This is a genomic window from Paenibacillus sp. BK720 (assembly GCF_011761545.1).
Classification (GTDB): domain Bacteria; phylum Bacillota; class Bacilli; order Paenibacillales; family Paenibacillaceae; genus Pristimantibacillus.
Genome location: NZ_JAASRQ010000007.1, coordinates 184,598 through 200,055, shown reverse-complemented (window position 1 = coordinate 200,055; position 15,458 = coordinate 184,598). Strand labels below are relative to the sequence as shown.

The 15,458-nt window shown below is 50.9% G+C and carries 16 protein-coding genes; 1 reads left to right on the top strand and 15 read right to left on the bottom strand.

The window, feature by feature from the left end; translation table 11 throughout:
* Nucleotides 1–57: 57 nt before the first annotated feature.
* Both FHT67_RS25260 and FHT67_RS25255 read right to left on the bottom strand, forming a co-directional pair.
* Nucleotides 58–819, bottom strand: a complete 762-nt coding sequence (locus tag FHT67_RS25260; RefSeq protein ID WP_481856734.1) for a sulfite exporter TauE/SafE family protein — start codon at nt 817–819, stop codon at nt 58–60.
* 6 nt (nt 820–825) lie between these two features.
* Entirely contained in the window at nt 826–2,295 is a 1,470-nt protein-coding gene (locus tag FHT67_RS25255) for a carboxylesterase family protein (RefSeq protein WP_167201704.1), read from the bottom strand.
* A 119-nt stretch (nt 2,296–2,414) separates the two neighbouring features.
* Here FHT67_RS25255 and FHT67_RS25250 point away from each other — a divergent pair, with 119 nt between their 5' ends.
* The gene (locus FHT67_RS25250; protein WP_347880127.1) at nt 2,415–3,314 is read left to right on the top strand and encodes a LysR family transcriptional regulator; all 900 of its coding nucleotides are present in this window, start codon (nt 2,415–2,417) and stop codon (nt 3,312–3,314) included.
* On the opposite strand, the gene helD is transcribed toward FHT67_RS25250, so the two are convergent.
* The 13 genes from helD to tatA form a co-directional block, all read right to left on the bottom strand.
* Complete coding sequence (gene helD, locus FHT67_RS25245; RefSeq protein WP_208403541.1) at nt 3,299–5,737, bottom strand: RNA polymerase recycling motor HelD; 2,439 nt, start codon at nt 5,735–5,737, stop codon at nt 3,299–3,301. The genes FHT67_RS25250 and helD overlap by 16 nt on opposite strands.
* Nucleotides 5,738–6,020: 283 nt before the next feature.
* Nucleotides 6,021–7,499, bottom strand: coding sequence for an Lsa family ABC-F type ribosomal protection protein (locus tag FHT67_RS25240; protein WP_167201703.1), 1,479 nt, complete (start codon nt 7,497–7,499; stop codon nt 6,021–6,023).
* 285 nt (nt 7,500–7,784) lie between these two features.
* The gene (locus tag FHT67_RS25235; RefSeq protein WP_167201702.1) at nt 7,785–8,390 is read right to left on the bottom strand and encodes a dienelactone hydrolase family protein; all 606 of its coding nucleotides are present in this window, start codon (nt 8,388–8,390) and stop codon (nt 7,785–7,787) included.
* On the bottom strand, nt 8,377–10,452 hold the full coding sequence (locus FHT67_RS25230) for a transglycosylase domain-containing protein (RefSeq protein WP_167201701.1): 2,076 nt from the start codon (nt 10,450–10,452) through the stop codon (nt 8,377–8,379). Before FHT67_RS25230 ends, FHT67_RS25235 begins: the two co-directional genes overlap by 14 nt.
* Before the next feature lie 132 nt (nt 10,453–10,584).
* On the bottom strand, nt 10,585–10,911 hold the full coding sequence (locus tag FHT67_RS25225) for an AzlD domain-containing protein (protein ID WP_167201700.1): 327 nt from the start codon (nt 10,909–10,911) through the stop codon (nt 10,585–10,587).
* A complete protein-coding gene (locus FHT67_RS25220) occupies nt 10,902–11,627 on the bottom strand; it encodes an AzlC family ABC transporter permease (protein WP_167201699.1) in 726 nt (241 codons plus the stop codon). The genes FHT67_RS25225 and FHT67_RS25220 overlap by 10 nt, the downstream gene beginning before the upstream one ends.
* Nucleotides 11,628–11,735: 108 nt before the next feature.
* Nucleotides 11,736–12,212, bottom strand: a complete 477-nt coding sequence (locus FHT67_RS25215) for a DMT family transporter (protein WP_132309288.1) — start codon at nt 12,210–12,212, stop codon at nt 11,736–11,738.
* Nucleotides 12,212–12,916 (bottom strand): Crp/Fnr family transcriptional regulator, encoded by a 705-nt coding sequence (locus FHT67_RS25210; RefSeq protein WP_132309286.1) that lies wholly within the window; start codon nt 12,914–12,916, stop codon nt 12,212–12,214. Before FHT67_RS25210 ends, FHT67_RS25215 begins: the two co-directional genes overlap by 1 nt.
* Nucleotides 12,917–12,953: 37 nt before the next feature.
* Nucleotides 12,954–13,379, bottom strand: coding sequence for a DMT family transporter (locus tag FHT67_RS25205; protein ID WP_132309284.1), 426 nt, complete (start codon nt 13,377–13,379; stop codon nt 12,954–12,956).
* A 120-nt stretch (nt 13,380–13,499) separates the two neighbouring features.
* A complete protein-coding gene (locus FHT67_RS25200) occupies nt 13,500–13,769 on the bottom strand; it encodes a hypothetical protein (protein ID WP_167201698.1) in 270 nt (89 codons plus the stop codon).
* Nucleotides 13,770–13,875: 106 nt separating this feature from the next.
* Nucleotides 13,876–14,601 (bottom strand): class I SAM-dependent methyltransferase, encoded by a 726-nt coding sequence (locus FHT67_RS25195; protein WP_167201697.1) that lies wholly within the window; start codon nt 14,599–14,601, stop codon nt 13,876–13,878.
* Nucleotides 14,602–14,770: 169 nt separating this feature from the next.
* Entirely contained in the window at nt 14,771–15,235 is a 465-nt protein-coding gene (locus FHT67_RS25190; RefSeq protein ID WP_132309278.1) for a cupredoxin domain-containing protein, read from the bottom strand.
* Nucleotides 15,236–15,257: 22 nt separating this feature from the next.
* Nucleotides 15,258–15,458 (bottom strand): twin-arginine translocase TatA/TatE family subunit, encoded by a 201-nt coding sequence (tatA, locus tag FHT67_RS25185; RefSeq protein ID WP_132309276.1) that lies wholly within the window; start codon nt 15,456–15,458, stop codon nt 15,258–15,260.

The window sequence follows — 15,458 nt, the reverse complement described above, 5'->3', positions numbered from 1 at the left end:
CCCTTCAATCGCATTAGGATAAATAAGGAGTTCGCTGAAGACCTTCCGGTATCCTTTTTAAAGGAGCAAAATCGCCGCGCCAAGCATTGGCGTCATCACCATGCAGGTCTTGAGCATAACCGCGGGCACGCGTTTCGTGAATTTCGCGCCGATATAAGAGCCAAGCATCGTGCCAATCACAACGGCGATCAGCAACTGAAGGTCCAAGTATCCGACAGAGTAATAACCGGCTCCTCCCGCTAACGCGATAGGCATAATAACAAGCATGGTTGTTCCTGCCGCGAACCGCATGGACATGCCCAGCATGAGCATCAGCCCAAGCTGGATGAATGGAGTTGATCCGATCCCGAACAAGCCGGACAAGGCCCCCGTTACCAAACCGATAGAAGCAGCGGACGCATAGAACCTCATGCCGCTTGCCTGCATCGGCGTTGATGGGCTTTTCCCGCCATGCTTAGCCTGATAAGCCATTCTGAACCAAAGAGCCAGACCGGAGCTGAACAGCATTCCGGAGGTCATCCAACCTAACCGATCCTCCGGAATAAAGGAAGACCAGCCCGAGCTGACCCAGGCGCCTGCCGCGCCTGCCAGGCCAACAATGGCGCCGGTCTTCAGAATCATATTGCCTTCGCGGTAATGGCTGACGGACCCGGATAAAGAGGAAAAGAACATCGCCGCAAGAGCGGTGCCAAGCGCCGTATGAATCGGATAACCGAAGGCAACCGTCAAGATCGCGATAATAAAACCCGATCCCCCTGCCCCGACAAACCCAAGCAAAAGTCCTAGAAGCAGCATTGCAGCCGTCACTTCAACAAGCATCATTTCTTACGTCCTCCAAACCTGATGCGCGACGGTAATCCCGATTGGCGGCGCAAAGTTCTCTTGAACATAGCTTTCCAGCTGAAGCATCATGACGGATTGATTATTTCCATACTCCGGCCACTCAGGCAGCTCAGAGGTATTCGGGTCACCGCAACGGATGAATGCATTCCAGCCTGCGCGCATCCCGGCAGCTAGACCTGCGGCTTCATCCGCAATGAAATAAGGATCGTTTGCTTGATTGGAGAGATCTCGCGTTGGGTTTTCTACATGGTTAATCAAGCTGCCTTCGTAACCGTGAATGGCTCCAAGCCAACCTCCGTACGTTAGCCTGTACATCCATACCTGCGCACCCGAGGCCGCAACCGCTTGCCCGAGCTGCATGCAGCCAATCGCATACAAATGCTCGGTTAACGCTTTGCTCCAGGCCTTTTCCGCGGGAATCGTCCCGGAATGCCGGATGAAGGAATGCCATACCATCTGTTGATTCTCGCCAAACAGTCTATTCAGCGTGTCGGCATGGGGCTGCTGTAAGCCCGGATCGTTGAAAATAAACATGGCCGCTTCGTCCTCGTTTGTTCCGATCAAGAGAGGCGGCAGCTTCTCTGCTTCTGTGAGATAATGGATGGGATCTAAAGGAATAAGAAGGCCATCCGCAACGGGCCCAAACATATGGAGATTGCCGGCTGTATCCGGTCCAACCTTCATCTGAGCCTCGATCAGCTGCTCGGCCGGCAGTTCGAGAAGCCGCTCCGCTTCCTCCGGCTTCAACCCTAACGTTTGAAGGAGTCTGCTCGTGGTGACGGCAGCGGTATTCCTGTCCCTTATGGATTGCGTCGCCCCGCTTTGCGCAACCGCTCGATGGAACAGTCCTTCCGCGGCCTTCATGGTGTACAAGGTTGCCGTACACTTGGCACCGGCGGAATTCCCCATAACGGTTACTCGCGCAGGATCGCCGCCAAAGGCGGCGATATTCGTCTGAACCCAGCGCAGCGCCGCGATAATGTCCAGCATGCCGTTATTTCCCGATGTCGCGTATTCCTCTCCAAGCACCTCTTCCAAGGCAAGAAAACCCATGGCCCCAAGCCGGTAGTTGAGCGAGACGAAGACCATATCTTCTTCGGCGGCATAACGGCTGCCGTCGCAGTCCGCACCTTTGCCGGATATAAATCCGCCGCCATGGACGTAAACAAGAACAGGCCGAAGCGCCCCCGCAGCACCGGATGTCCAGACATTCAGATTCAGACAATCCTCCGAGTACGCAAGCTCCGGAAAGGAACGGTTAGGGTCAACATGCTGATAAGCGATTGGGCCAAAAGCGCCGCAGTCCCTGATTCCCTCCCATGCCTGAGGCGCTTGAGGCGGCTTGAATCTCAGCTTTCCGACCGGTGCTTGCGCATATGGAATCCCTCTATATACATAGCAGCCGCTTAATTGAACGCCTTTTACTTGTCCCGATGACGTTTGAATAATCACTAGAGCCCTTCTCCCATCTGTATGGTGATGTGATCATTATAATCTTGAGAATCCATGAATTCTAATATATATTTAGGCATAGCAACTATAACCCTAAGGTTATAACAAGGAAAGAAAAGGTGAATCCATTGGAGCTCCTGCAACTGAAATATTTTCAAACGGCGGCGCGATTGCAGCACATGACGCAGGCCGCCCGGCAATTGCATATCTCTCAGCCTGCCCTTAGCAAAATGATCGCTTCCCTCGAAGCGGAGCTTGGGGTAAAGCTGTTCGAACGCACCAACAAATCAATCCGGCTTAATGAGCATGGCATCCATTTTCTGATCAAAGTGGATATCGCTCTTCAAGCTTTGGAGGATGGAAAGAAAGAGCTGCAGGATTTGGTGGAATCTCCTTCCGATTACATCACGCTGGATGTACGCGTCTCCTCCCATCTCCTTCCAGGCCTTCTTGCCGATTACCGCAAGACGAGACCGGATACGCAATTCCATCTGCTTCAGCACGCTTTGCCCGGCGAACATGCTTACGACTTTGACTTATGCCTGTCAGACGGGGCTGTGCCTCCGCCCGGCTGTCATTCGGTCGCCTTGCTGCGGGAGAGTATTGTCGTTGCGCTGCCCTCCGAGCATCGTCTGGCAAAGCGCGACCGGATCAGCCTGCAGGAATTGAAGGAGGAAAGATTCATCAGCCTTCCTCCCGGCAAATCGCTGCGGGAGACTACGGATGCCTTCTGCCGGCTCGCCGGCTTCACGCCGCCTATTCAGTTTGAAAGCGATGATCCCGCCACGGTCCGCGGTCTCATTCGGGCGGGTCAAGGGCTAGCTTTTCTTCCTGCCGTTACTTGGGGAGGCTCAACCGGACCGGACGTGGTTACTGTCCCTCTGAAGGAAGAATATTGCGAACGCTCCATCTCGCTTCATTGGCCCAAGGGACGATACCTGACACAAGCGGCCGCGTCGTTTCGGGATTGCACCATCCGGTACTTCTCGGAACTGGCCGATGCTTATTCCAAAGCCTGAAGCTCGTATAGCTCCCCGCTCAAGGATTGCAGATAAGGCGCCCATTCCCCGCTAATGTAGAGGTGGAGCTGATGCATCGCGCGGGTACATGCCGTATAGAACAGCTTCCTTTCGCTCTCGCGATGATAGGACTCCGACGATGCGTCGTAGATCGCGACGGCGTCAAACTCCACGCCTTTGGCCAGATAAGCCGGGATAACCATAATGCCTGATTCGAAGGTTAACGTTTCCGTTGTAATGAGGCGAATGTCTTCCATTCCGTTCGACGTCAGCGCTTCGTAAGCCTCCTTGCTTTCGGCTGCGTTCTTCGCAATGACGGCGATCGACCGGTGGCCTTCCGCCTGGAGAGACTCAAGATCTTGAACAAGCTGCCGGAGCAATGCCCCGCGGCTGCTAGCCGTCGTGATCAACGGCTTTTTGCCATGACGGTCAAACGGTACGATCTCTTCCCCGCCTGGGAGCATCAGCCTGGTGAACTCCACGATCTCTTTCGTCGACCGGTAGCTTTGCAGGAGCGGAATGAGGGTAGTACTCTCCTCCCCGTACAGCTTAAGCAGCGGCGAGTCTTTTCCCCCGAGCTTGGAGGATTGGGTAAAAATCGCCTGCCCGAAATCGCCAAGCACGGTCATGCGGGCATTCGGGAACAGCTTCTTCAGGAACGCGTATTGGAATGGCGAATAATCCTGGCCTTCGTCCACGAAGATGTGGCGGACAATCGTATTCATCCGGGAGCCTTCAATTAATTCCTTAAGAAACAGATAAGGCGTGGCATCTTCATAGAACAGCTCTTTTTTGGCCAGCTTCTCCTTCGTTTGCCTGCAAATTTCCGGCCAGTTGGCCGGCGCTGCCGCACCTTCGGTCATCCGGCTATAAGCCGTTTCGTCTTCGTCAAACAGCTGCGCGTAAAGCCCGTTTACATCGACGAACTTCATTTTCTTCACCATCCGGCGTAAAGGCTTGAAATGCTCCTTCACAATCATTTGGCGCAGCAGGTCTTCCTGTTGTTCGGAGAAGTCGAAGATTTGATCCTCTCCCTGATTCGTAAACTTGCGGGCGCGGTCCAGCGCTTTCGCATAACGCTCGGAAACGTCAAACAGCTCTTCGTCGCGCTGGAATTTCTTCAGGATCTCGCTGTAAGCCTCCACGTATTGCTCGTTATCAAGGTAATCAAGCTCTTTATCCACCCACTCCGCCGACAGCTCGTTGCGCGCGAATTTGCGCAGTTCCTTCAATACCCATTCCTGCAGCAGGATAACCCGATTGGCGAGGCGGACGGAAGGATCGTAACCGTAAAATTGCTCGGACAATTGCCTCGAAGTAATGAGCTCGCGATCCCGGAACCGTATGCTCTTAAACAACATGCCTTCACGGCTTAGCCATCCTGCGTACTTCTGAAGCGCATGAAGGAAGGCTTCCGATGCTTTGTACCGAATCCCGTCAACCCGTGCTTCATATCCATCAGCCGCTTCCTGCGTGAGCACGTATTCGATCTGTTCGAACGGGTCCTCCAGTTGCATGGCTGCCCCCAGCCAGTAGTCCAAATATTCCTGGAAGGTCGTCTGCTGCATGTTTTCCTCGCCAAGCTCGGGAAGAACGGTTGAAACATAACTATTAAACATCGGATTAGGCGAGAAAAGCACGATCTGGTCGGCCGTCAACCGCTCTCTGTGCTTATACAGCAAATACGCTGCCCGCTGAAGGGCAGCCGAGGTTTTCCCGCTTCCGGCCACTCCCTGCACGATCAGCATCCGGCTGGTATCGTTGCGGATAATCGCGTTTTGTTCCTTCTGAATCGTGGCCACTATGCTTTTCATCTGGTTATTGGCGCCTTGCCCGAGCACCTGCTGCAGCATGGAATCACCTATAGTGACGCTTGCATCAAAGAAATTTAGAAGCTCCCCGTCTTTAATCTGGTACTGCCGTTTGAGCTCCATCCTTCCTGCGATCCGTCCGCCAGGCGTCGCGTAGGAAGCAGGACCCGGAGAATAGTCGTAATACAAGCTTGCGATCGGCGTCCGCCAATCGTAGACCAGAAAGTTCATTCCGTCCGATGCCAGGAAGGACGATAAGCCGATATAGACCTGCTCTGCCTCATTCACGCCATCCTCTTTAAAATCAATGCGCCCGAAATAAGGGGATTGTTGAAGCCGTTTCAGGCTTTTCCACTGCTGGCGCCTTTTCTCGTGAGTCCGCTCCCGCTCGGATAATAACGCGGCCTGCTGATTGATGCTGAAGAACGTTTCTTCGAAATCTTCGTCCGAGCTTGTATTGACGGTCACTTCCTCCCAAAAATGCCTGCGTATATTCGAGGCCTGACCGTACAGCTGATCCACTTCCGGTTCGAGCTCCGCAATTTTTTCTTTCAGCTTAACTTTCACTTCATGAAGGCGATTTTGCTCCTGATCCCATTCTTTCTGCATCATAACTATAAACACACTCCTTCTCGAATTTTAAAAAAATCTCGAAAATAAACGTTTGACATTTGACAACCGCATGCGCCGCATGATATTATATAAGTGTAGATAAGATGTGCTTAGTGCGACCATACATATGAAACTCATGCAGAGGTTTTATTACTATAGCATGATTTTTTTTGATACGCAATCGTAAATTCCGCCTCGTTGTCCATACGAGGCTTTTTATTTTTATCCGTCATACAGCAAGACCGCCCTTCTCTTAAACGAAGGGCGGCCTTTTTTTTGTTTGTTACAGCTCAACGATTTTAGTCGCGATATTTTCGCAAAATGCCCGGTCATGCTCGACAAACAGAATGGTTGGCGTATGCTCCAGCAGCAACTCTTCGATCTGCATGCGGGAGATGACGTCGATAAAGTTCAAAGGTTCATCCCATACATGAAGATGCGCTTTCTCGCTTAAACTCTTCGCAATTAAGACCTTCTTCTTCTGGCCTCCGCTGAAGGCGGAAATATCCTTCTCGAACTGAATCCTGGAGAAATCCAGCTTGCGCAGAATAGCCTTAAAAAGACTTTCATCGATTCCGTGCTCTCTGGCGTAATCCGTCAAATTGCCCCGCAGGTGGGAAGTATCCTGGGACACGTAAGAAATTTTGAGGTTGCTTCCCTTGCGGAATGTCCCTGTATAAGTCAGGTCTTCTCCGACGATCAGCTTAAGAAGACTGGATTTGCCGGAGCCGTTACGGCCGGAAAGTGCGATGCGTTCTCCCTGCTCGATCGTAAAGCTGACGTCCGTGCATACTTCCTTATCGCCATAGTAAACCGAGAGCCGCTCCAGCTCCACAAGCTGAGGCTTATGGTAAGTCAGCTGCTCGAGCTTCAAGCTGTCGGAAGACTCGATATTTTTCAATAGCGTGGATTTCTCGTCGATTGCCGTTTGCTGACGCTGCTCCATCGACTTCGAGCGCTTCATCATTTTGGCTGCTTTATGTCCGATATAACCTTTGTCTACCTTGGAGCCGGAATTTCTCGTGCCGTTCTTTGTCTTCTCGACTTCATGAGACCAGTTATTCGTGCGTTTCGCCGCATCCGACAGCCGCTTAATATCTTTTTTCAGCTTATCATTCTCCGCCAGCTCGTATTGATCCTGCCGCTCCTTGTTCTCCCACCAGTCAGAGAAGTTGCCCTTCTGAATTTCGATATTCGTTCGGTTGATGGAGAGAATATGGTCAACGCAATGATCCAGGAAGGTACGGTCATGGGAGACTAGGATAAATCCGCTCTTGCTGTTCAAATATTGGCTGACCAGCTTCCGCGCGTTCATGTCCAGATGGTTGGTTGGTTCGTCGATAAGCAGGAAGCTGTCCTCTTTAAGGAATAAGGCGGCAAGCAGCACCTTTGTCTGCTCACCGTTCGAAAGCGTATTAAACGGCCGGTACAGAACATCATCGGATACCTGTAGCAGCGTCAATTCGCGCACGAGCTCCCATTGCTGGTAATCCGGATAAATTTCCTCGACGACATCCGCCGTCAAATATTCCGGATGCTCTACCCGGAACGGAAAATACTCGAACGTTACGTTCGCCGAAATATGTCCGCTGTATTCGTATTTGCCAAGCAGCAGGTTCATAAAGGTTGTTTTTCCCCGGCCGTTGCGACCGGTAAAGCCCAGCTTCCAGCTCGTATCAATCTGAAAGCTGACATTCTCAAAAATATTATCGTAGCTGCCCTCATGGGCAAACGTAAGGTTCGAGACATTAATCAATGACATGGAAATTCCCCCCGCAATCAAAAAGAGCTGCAAGAAAGTTACCTTTCTCGCAGCTCAAATGAATACGGCAAATCCGGCCCTTGGATACCGTCCAAACGGTCGGAAAAGGATATTCTCCTGAGTGAAAAAGAGGTAGTAACTCTCTTGCGCATAGAAAAATAAAACAATCGAAACGGATCGTTATCGTTCGTTTTATTCTTGTCTACCGTCGCAAGAAAATCCTACATATCTTTTTCAACCCCAATCCTTAAATTACAGGTATCTTAACATACCCTTTTTTGAAATTCAACCAATGGAATTGAGAAAATCCGTCATTCGACCAAAGGCTTTTTCCGCCGATGCTTGGACATACCGCGGAGAATAAGGATCCGCAAAGCCATGATTTCCGCCGAATTTGCGGATTTGGACCTGCGTGTTGCCCCGTAATTCGGCTATCAACTCATCCACGTTAAACGAGGGCTCGGCTTCCGGATAAAACAATAACACCGGGCAGGCAAGATTGATCTCCTTATAACTACGGATTCGGGAGCCATAGTAGCCCACCACCGCCGAGATATCGGGGCTCATGCCGCACATCCAGGATGCTGTTGCCCCAACGCTGAATCCAACAAGGAATAATTGTCGGTATTGCGGCTTTAGCTGACCGGTTAATGTTAGTATGGCGGAAGATGCTTTATCGAATCCGACATGCTCCGTAAAATTTCGGTAAGCCTCTTGCTCTTGTTCATAACCAAAAGGCTCTTTCCGGTCGAGCAGATTCGGAGCATATACATCATACCCCTGCTCAGCCAATTTTGTACACATCGTTGAGATATGCGAATTCAGACCGTAGATCTCATGGACTACGATAACGGCCTTATCCGAATGCTGCTTGATCTCAATCCTCGTCATTTTTGCCTTCTCTTCCCTTTCCTTTGCCTTTATGCTCGTCTGACGGCCCTTTCTTCGTCTTATCTTTCTCCGGTTTATCGTGCTTCGGTTTTTCGCGACCCGGTTTATCGTGCTTCGGCTTATCCTCTTTCTCCTCCTGTTTCTTCCCGGTATCCTTTGGTTTCTTCGAAATCCCAGGCGCTTTCGCAAAGGCCATTACCGGCTCGCCTTCAAGAGCTTCACTCATCAGCTTCTGGAATACGGCTGCTGCTGCCTTCGAGGTTGTCGTCAGGTAGTGGCTGGCATCCGTATGGTCATAACCCAGCCATACCGCTCCAACCAACTGCGGCGTATACCCGACAAACCAATTGTCCTTCATCCCTTGTCCGCCGGTTCCCGGCATTTCGGTAGTACCCGTCTTGCCTGCTACCTGGCGATCGCCAAGGGCCGCTGCGTCGCCGGTACCTTCCTTGACGACTCCTTCAAGCATCGCAGTCATCGTCCGGGCAACGGCAGGCTCCGTCACTTTCACGCTGCCGTTGGAATCGAATTGGGCTGTTGTCTCCCCTTCAGCCGGCTCGATCCGAGTAATGGCATGTGCCGGAATCCGCGTTCCGTCATTCGCGAATACGCCAAAAGCTTCAGCCATGGCGAGCGGCGAGACTCCTTCCTGCAAGCCGCCTAAAGCAAGTCCCAGCGTCCGGTCCGAATCCGTAAGCTCGATACCGAACCGCTTTGCGGCTTCCATCCCTGCATCAATCCCCATCTCATTAAGCAGCGATACCGCAGGCACATTATAAGAATGAATGAGTGCTTCATAGATCGATACTTCGCGATGATAGCTGCCGCCCGCATTTTTGGGCTGATAACCTCCGAAATTAACCGGTTCATCCATTAAAGTACTGTCCGGAGTATACCCACGCTCCAAAGCCGGCGTATACACCGATATCGGCTTCATCGTAGAGCCCGGCTGGCGTTTCAGCTGCACCGCCCGGTTAAAGCCGCGGAACGGCTGCTCGCCGCGGCCTCCGATGAGAGCCCGTATCCCGCCGTCTCTAGGATCTACAAGCACAGCCCCGCTTTGAATCAGCTGATCCGAGCTGCTCGACGGAAAGAGGCTGTCCTCCGAATAGACTTGCTCGGCGGCTTCCTGCATCTTCCTATCCAGAGTCGTATAGATCCGGAATCCTCCGTGAAGCACTTCATTTTCCGTTAATCCATATTTCTCGCTTGCCTCTCGAATGACCTGATCGATGAAATACGGGTATTTAATGGCGTCACTGCTGCTTGGCTTCGAGCTTTGAATATGAAGCGGCTCCTTTACCGAGGCCTCATAAGTCGATTGATCAATCTTGCCCTGATCCTTCATAAGCTTCAGCACGACGTTTCTGCGGGCTTTCGCTTCCTCCGGATGGCTGTAGGGCGAGAGTGCCGAAGGCGCCTTGATCATTCCGGCAAGCAGTGCCGATTGCGTAAGCGACAGTTCGTTCACCGGAATGCCAAAATACACCTCGGAAGCCTTCTTAATCCCCCAAGCCCCTTCGCCAAAATAAATCTGGTTCAAGTAAAAGGTTATAATCTGCTGCTTATCGTAATTTTTCTCGATTTTCTCGGCGAGCAGCAGCTCCTTCCACTTGCGGGTCCAGGTCCGTTCCTGGCTAAGAAACACGTTTTTCGCCAGCTGCTGCGTAATGGTGCTTGCTCCCTGTACCGTCTTGCCATTAGTCAGATTGGTCATCATGGCACGGGCAATCCCTTGCAAATCCGTGCCTTTATGCTCGAAGAACCGTTTGTCCTCTACGGCGACTACCGCTTCGATCAGTTGCTCCGGCAGGCTGTCATAGCTGACGGCTTCGGCTTTTTTCGGCGAAATGCGAAGCGCTTCTTCGTTATTCTGATCGTAAATGATCGTGGCGGCAGGCAGCGGCTCCTCCAGCAAGGACACATCCTGCCTCTCAACCATGAATTTAAATGCAATTACTCCCACTACGGCGAAAAAAACGCAGGCAAGCATAACAAGAAGGACAAGCTTCTTCCATAGTCCCCGTTTTTTTGCTTTTTGATAATGCATCTCTGATCTCATTTCAACTTCCTCCAAGCTTGCTGCAACAACCTGTTACTTTTGTCTTGGATAATCATTCGCAGTCAAGACCCGTTTTCTGTACGTAGGATCTAAACAAATGCCATTATAAGAAAAAGTCTGCGATATACGGACCTATAATATCAACCGCAGCAGCATGACGGTTACTACGCCCGTGATAATCGTGCCAAGCAAGCTGCGCGTGAATATCGCTACCAAGAAGGTGGGCAGCGCGGCAAACAGCTCGATGTTATCCTGCAGAGCGGTAAGCTTACCGCCGGTCATCAGCAGTTCATTGCCTAATAAGGCTGCCATAACCGCAACCGGTATATAGCTTAGCCATCGCATCGCGAGATCCGGGATTTGCAATCGGCTGAGCACAACAAGCGGCAGCACCCTGGGAACAAAAGTAACGATTGAAGCACCTAGTATAATGGCAAGAATATCCCATCTTATTTCCATCGTTCAATCAACACTCCTATTGTTGCCGCGCTTACGGTAGCGATAATAACCGCCACGCTTCCCGAGGTCACCGTGCTTGCACCTACAACGATAATCACCGCGCTTACGACAACGACCATATCTCTGAACAGCTTCTGGCGGCCTAATAGCTGCAAGACCAGCAGTCCAATAAACATCGCAGGCAACGCGAAATCGAGCCCGAACTTCTCCGGATTCGTAATCCATTGCCCCAGAAAAGCTCCCGCCATCGTAGCAAGTATCCAATTGAGATAGGCCGTTACATTCAGACCGTTCATCCAAGATTCGCTAAGCGCCCTCGTGTTTGAGGCTTTGTTCATAGCCACTCCAAAAGTCTCGTCCGTCAAAAGCGTACCGATCATCACGGTCTTGAACGCCGTCAACTGGCGGAAATAAGGAGACAATGCCGCGCTTAGCAGCAGATGCCGAAGATTAACGATAAATACGGTAAACACGATTGCCGCTATGGAGCCTTGCGAGGCTACCATACCGGCGATAATAAATTGCGCGGAGCCGGCATAAATAAGAATCGACATCAAGGTAATTTCCAGTACGCTTAACCCCGAGGTATGACCAACCACTCCCGCCGCGAATCCGATGCTTAAATACCCCAGTAAAGTAGGTACGCAATCCTTCACCCCTTGAAGGAAGCCGTTCTCGTCTCTTTCCATTCTAAGCTGTACGCTCTCTTGCTGCATGTACTTCCCTCTCTTACGATAAGCTATCCCTTTATCTTAACATAAAAAGAAGCCACCGAACGCGGCTTCCTTAATCCTTTTCAAGATGCATTTCCGTCTAATCGTTTGTTACGATAATTCATGCCGCACCTCTCCAAGCTGTCGATTCTCCTTAGGCTTTGACTTGAACAAGAGAATTCCTGCCAGAAGCGCAGCTATGCCAATGGCTTTCTGCGGCGTGAAAGGCACCCGCTCGAGTCCAAACCAACCGGCCGAATCCCACCATAAAGCGCAAAGCAGCTGGGAGGCCATTACGATCGTTGTCCCATAGCTTGGGCCCAATAGCCTTACTCCCTTTACGACGCAAGTGACTACGCCGATGCCAAGCAAGCCGCTGAACCAGAACCAGACGGGCATCGGCTTCCAGCTCAGCAAATCCGCTCCTTCAAACAGCAACCCCATGCCTAACGAAGCCATAAAGCCCATTCCAAGCACTAGAGCCGTAGTTGTATGCGAATTCGCGGCCGCATTGACTTTATTGTTGAACAAATTCTGCACGCTGACCAGCGAACCCGCCATCAATGCCAGTAATATACCTGTTAACATCATTTCTGCTCCTTCCGGTCCCCATTCTCGTAAATATTTTTTCCGGCAGTCTCTTCAAGTCCCTTGCGGTCTTTCACGAGAAGCGTTCCCCGGCTGCGCTCGATCAGGTTCATGCCGGTGAAGCCGAGAATAATGCGATTCAAGTGCCGGTAGCTTGTTCCGATAAGATTCGCCATATCCTTCAGATGAGTCGTGCTGACTATAGCATCCTCCGGGGTCGTTACGGAGAGCAAATAGCTTGCCAACCGGACTTCGACCGGGTACAAGAGATTAAAGCTAAGCGACACCGACTTGTTATAAAACTTTTCGGTGACGAGATGCAGCATAAATTGCAGGAACGGTACTTCTTCCCGATATAGCTTCAGCCAACGCTTGTGAAAAACAATGGTCTCCACTTTGGTTACCGCGGATACGGTATTCAAATTTTCCAATTCGTTCAGGCATTCAATCTCGCCGAGCACGCCTAGCGGGGAGGTAAAATTAATAAGCAGCGTCTTCCCGTCTGCCGAGGTCGTGTACACCTTCACTTTTCCAAGCATGAGAAAGAAGATATACTCCGGTATTTCGCCTTGCTTGCATAGCGTGTCGCCCGGTTCGAACCGGTATAACGCCAGATGCTGCCGAAGCGAGCTTGGGAATACATCGTCTAACGCGTATTGGGTTAGGTATTGATCGATCCTTGCATCATCCAAAATTTCTTTCAACGGGCGGCCTCCCCTTTCTAAGGGATATTTTATCCGGTCAGAACGATAAACATAAGATTCCGGTAATCATAAGGGCAATGCCGATCCATTGCGGGGCTCTTAACCGGATTGCCGCATTCCCGAACCAGCCGGCTTTTTCCATTCCTAATGTAACCAGGATCTGGGCAATCAGCACGGACGATACCGTAATGGCTGCTCCGTTATGGTGAAAAGCCGTAATGTTGCTGAAAATGATAAAAGCCGCAAACGCTCCTCCGAACCGGTAGCGAAGCTTCACTTGATTGAGCTGCTTCCACGACCGGTCGCCTGTGAGCCATACGATTAACAACGCGGCAGCAAAGCCCGTTCCTTGCGTCAGAACAGCGGCCTGCCAGGTGCCAAGCTGCTCGCCAATCGCTGAATTGGCAGTCCCTTGCAAGGTTAGAAACACACCGCCCAGCACGGCAAATAGAATGCCTCTCATCACTCGTCATCCTCCTCGTTCGTTTCGCTCTTCTAATTAAACGACGAGAGTGAAAAAACAAAAAGGACATATGTCCTAAACTCTCTCTTGAAAGACAAATAAAAAAAGCATCATTGCCTCTTAAGCAGCGATGCCTTCCTTATCTTTTTCCGTATACTCTTCGTTCTTGCCTTGCATTTGCTTGTTCATCTCGCGAAGCTCTTGCAGCATCGTATCCAGCTCGGTGCGCAGCTGATGAAGCTCGCTTTTGCAAAGGAATTGAAGCTTATCCAGTTCGCTTGTGCTCATATTGCCCATGCGGATCTGGTAAAGCAGCTTGTATTGCATCGATTCGCTTTCGCTGATTCGGTACTCCGGCATTCTTGCAGGTTCTGTTTTTTGGGCTTTCATCGCTTTATTTGGCTCCTTTATCGTTTGTTCTACCGTTAGCATAAAGGAGCTGTATTAAGGATGTATTTAGCCAATGTTAGATAAAAATTAATTTTCAATCCAAATGTTATTTCCGTGCTTTGATAATCAAGAACCAAGGATTAGTCATTAAACGGCCGTACCAACGCTTATACCAGTCTTCCGCTTCCGGGTGCTCCATATCCGCCTTGGCAGGCTGCGGTTCAATCATTCGATCCAGTGTAAAATATTCCGTCGTCGCGTTAACAATATCCATCATGGATTTATGATAAAAGGTTACCTCCACGGGTCCCGTCTCCTTCTTATTCCATACATCCGTTAATAATTCATGGGCGAAATAGTCCGTGCGTTCAAACTCACGGAACACCATAAACGGATGATGGACCGAGAATTGCATTGTACCGCCCGGCTTCAGCACGCGTCGCATCTCCCGGAAGACGGTTCCCCAATCCTCGACGTAATGCAGGGTAAGCGAGCTGACAATAAGGTCAAACGATTCGTCCTCAAACGGCAGCGTCCGGCCAAGCTCGCAGACCAATACGTTTGCTTTATCCCCTACTCTTCTCTTGCATGCCGCAACCATCTCCGGGCTAAGATCTATGGCTGTGACTTGCGCTCCACGTTCAACGAATTGCGCGGTATACCAGCCTGCAGCACAACCCGCATCCAGAACCGCCATGCCGGACATAGAGTCCGGCAGCAGCTTCATCATCGCCGGCCGTTCATAATAGGCATTATGCCCGCTGCTTTGATCGACGGACTGTTCGTACGCGATGGCCAATCGGTCAAATGCCTTCGAGACTTTTTCATTCATTATGCGTCACATCCTCTTGTGGACATTTCCTTTATTCACGAATGCTTGCGCGCCTTCCAGATGCAGCAGCTCCTTTTTCATTTGAAGCCCGCCTCTGTCAAACAAGACCATCTTACCACCCCGTAAACAAAACAAAAAGCCGCGAATTTAGCGGCTTCCTGCAACGACCTTATTCAACGATTAATTTGCCAACCATCTTGCTGTGGCCTGCGCCGCATACAACCGAGCAATGGAATTCATGCTCGCCGGCTTTGTCGGCCGTAAATTCCGCCGTACCGTTGTTTTCCTTGATATCGACGTTATAATCCGGAATCGCGAAGCCATGGAAGCCCTCGGCGTTGTTCAAGGTGATCTTTACTTTGTCGCCTTGTTTGACGCGGATTTCCGGCTGATCAAATTCGAAGTTCTTCGCTTTGATTGTGATCGCCTTCGATCCGCCACCGCCTGCGGCATTATTGCCGGCATTGGTCCCTGCGTTTGTTCCGGCGTTTGTTCCCGCATTGGTACCGGCGTTATTGCTTGCGCCCGTATTGGCATTATTGTTGTTCTTGCCTGAATTTGATCCGCATCCCGCAGCCGTTCCCATCACGGTTACGGCGAGAGCGGCAATCATAAGCAGCTTATGGATTTTCATTGCGGCTGTCTCCTATTCGCTTTTAATTTTTTGTCTGTTCCAGCTCGATAACGTTGGATTTGACTTCCGGTTCGTCATCGGCAATCCCTTTTGTTGAATTCCGGAACTCGCGCAGCGTATCGCCAAAGGCCCGTCCAAGCTGAGGCAGCTTTGCCGGCCCAAAAACAATCAAAGCGATAGCCAAAATAATAATCAGCCCTGAAATTCCTACGTTGTTAAACAT

Excerpts from the sequence above, each read along its gene's own strand:
- FHT67_RS25260 (WP_481856734.1), bottom strand. The coding sequence starts at position 819 with ATGCTTGTTGAAGTGACGGCTGCAATGCTGCTTCTAGGACTTTTGCTT.
- helD (WP_208403541.1), bottom strand. The coding sequence starts at position 5,737 with ATGATGCAGAAAGAATGGGATCAGGAGCAAAATCGCCTTCATGAAGTG.
- FHT67_RS25240 (WP_167201703.1), bottom strand. The coding sequence starts at position 7,499 with ATGTCATTGATTAATGTCTCGAACCTTACGTTTGCCCATGAGGGCAGC.
- FHT67_RS25235 (WP_167201702.1), bottom strand. The coding sequence starts at position 8,390 with ATGACGAGGATTGAGATCAAGCAGCATTCGGATAAGGCCGTTATCGTA.
- FHT67_RS25230 (WP_167201701.1), bottom strand. The coding sequence starts at position 10,452 with ATGAGATCAGAGATGCATTATCAAAAAGCAAAAAAACGGGGACTATGG.
- FHT67_RS25225 (WP_167201700.1), bottom strand. The coding sequence starts at position 10,911 with ATGGAAATAAGATGGGATATTCTTGCCATTATACTAGGTGCTTCAATC.
- FHT67_RS25220 (WP_167201699.1), bottom strand. The coding sequence starts at position 11,627 with ATGCAGCAAGAGAGCGTACAGCTTAGAATGGAAAGAGACGAGAACGGC.
- FHT67_RS25215 (WP_132309288.1), bottom strand. The coding sequence starts at position 12,212 with ATGTTAACAGGTATATTACTGGCATTGATGGCGGGTTCGCTGGTCAGC.
- FHT67_RS25205 (WP_132309284.1), bottom strand. The coding sequence starts at position 13,379 with ATGAGAGGCATTCTATTTGCCGTGCTGGGCGGTGTGTTTCTAACCTTG.
- FHT67_RS25200 (WP_167201698.1), bottom strand. The coding sequence starts at position 13,769 with ATGAAAGCCCAAAAAACAGAACCTGCAAGAATGCCGGAGTACCGAATC.
- FHT67_RS25195 (WP_167201697.1), bottom strand. The coding sequence starts at position 14,601 with ATGAATGAAAAAGTCTCGAAGGCATTTGACCGATTGGCCATCGCGTAC.
- FHT67_RS25190 (WP_132309278.1), bottom strand. The coding sequence starts at position 15,235 with ATGAAAATCCATAAGCTGCTTATGATTGCCGCTCTCGCCGTAACCGTG.
- tatA (WP_132309276.1), bottom strand. The coding sequence starts at position 15,458 with ATGTTTAACAACGTAGGAATTTCAGGGCTGATTATTATTTTGGCTATC.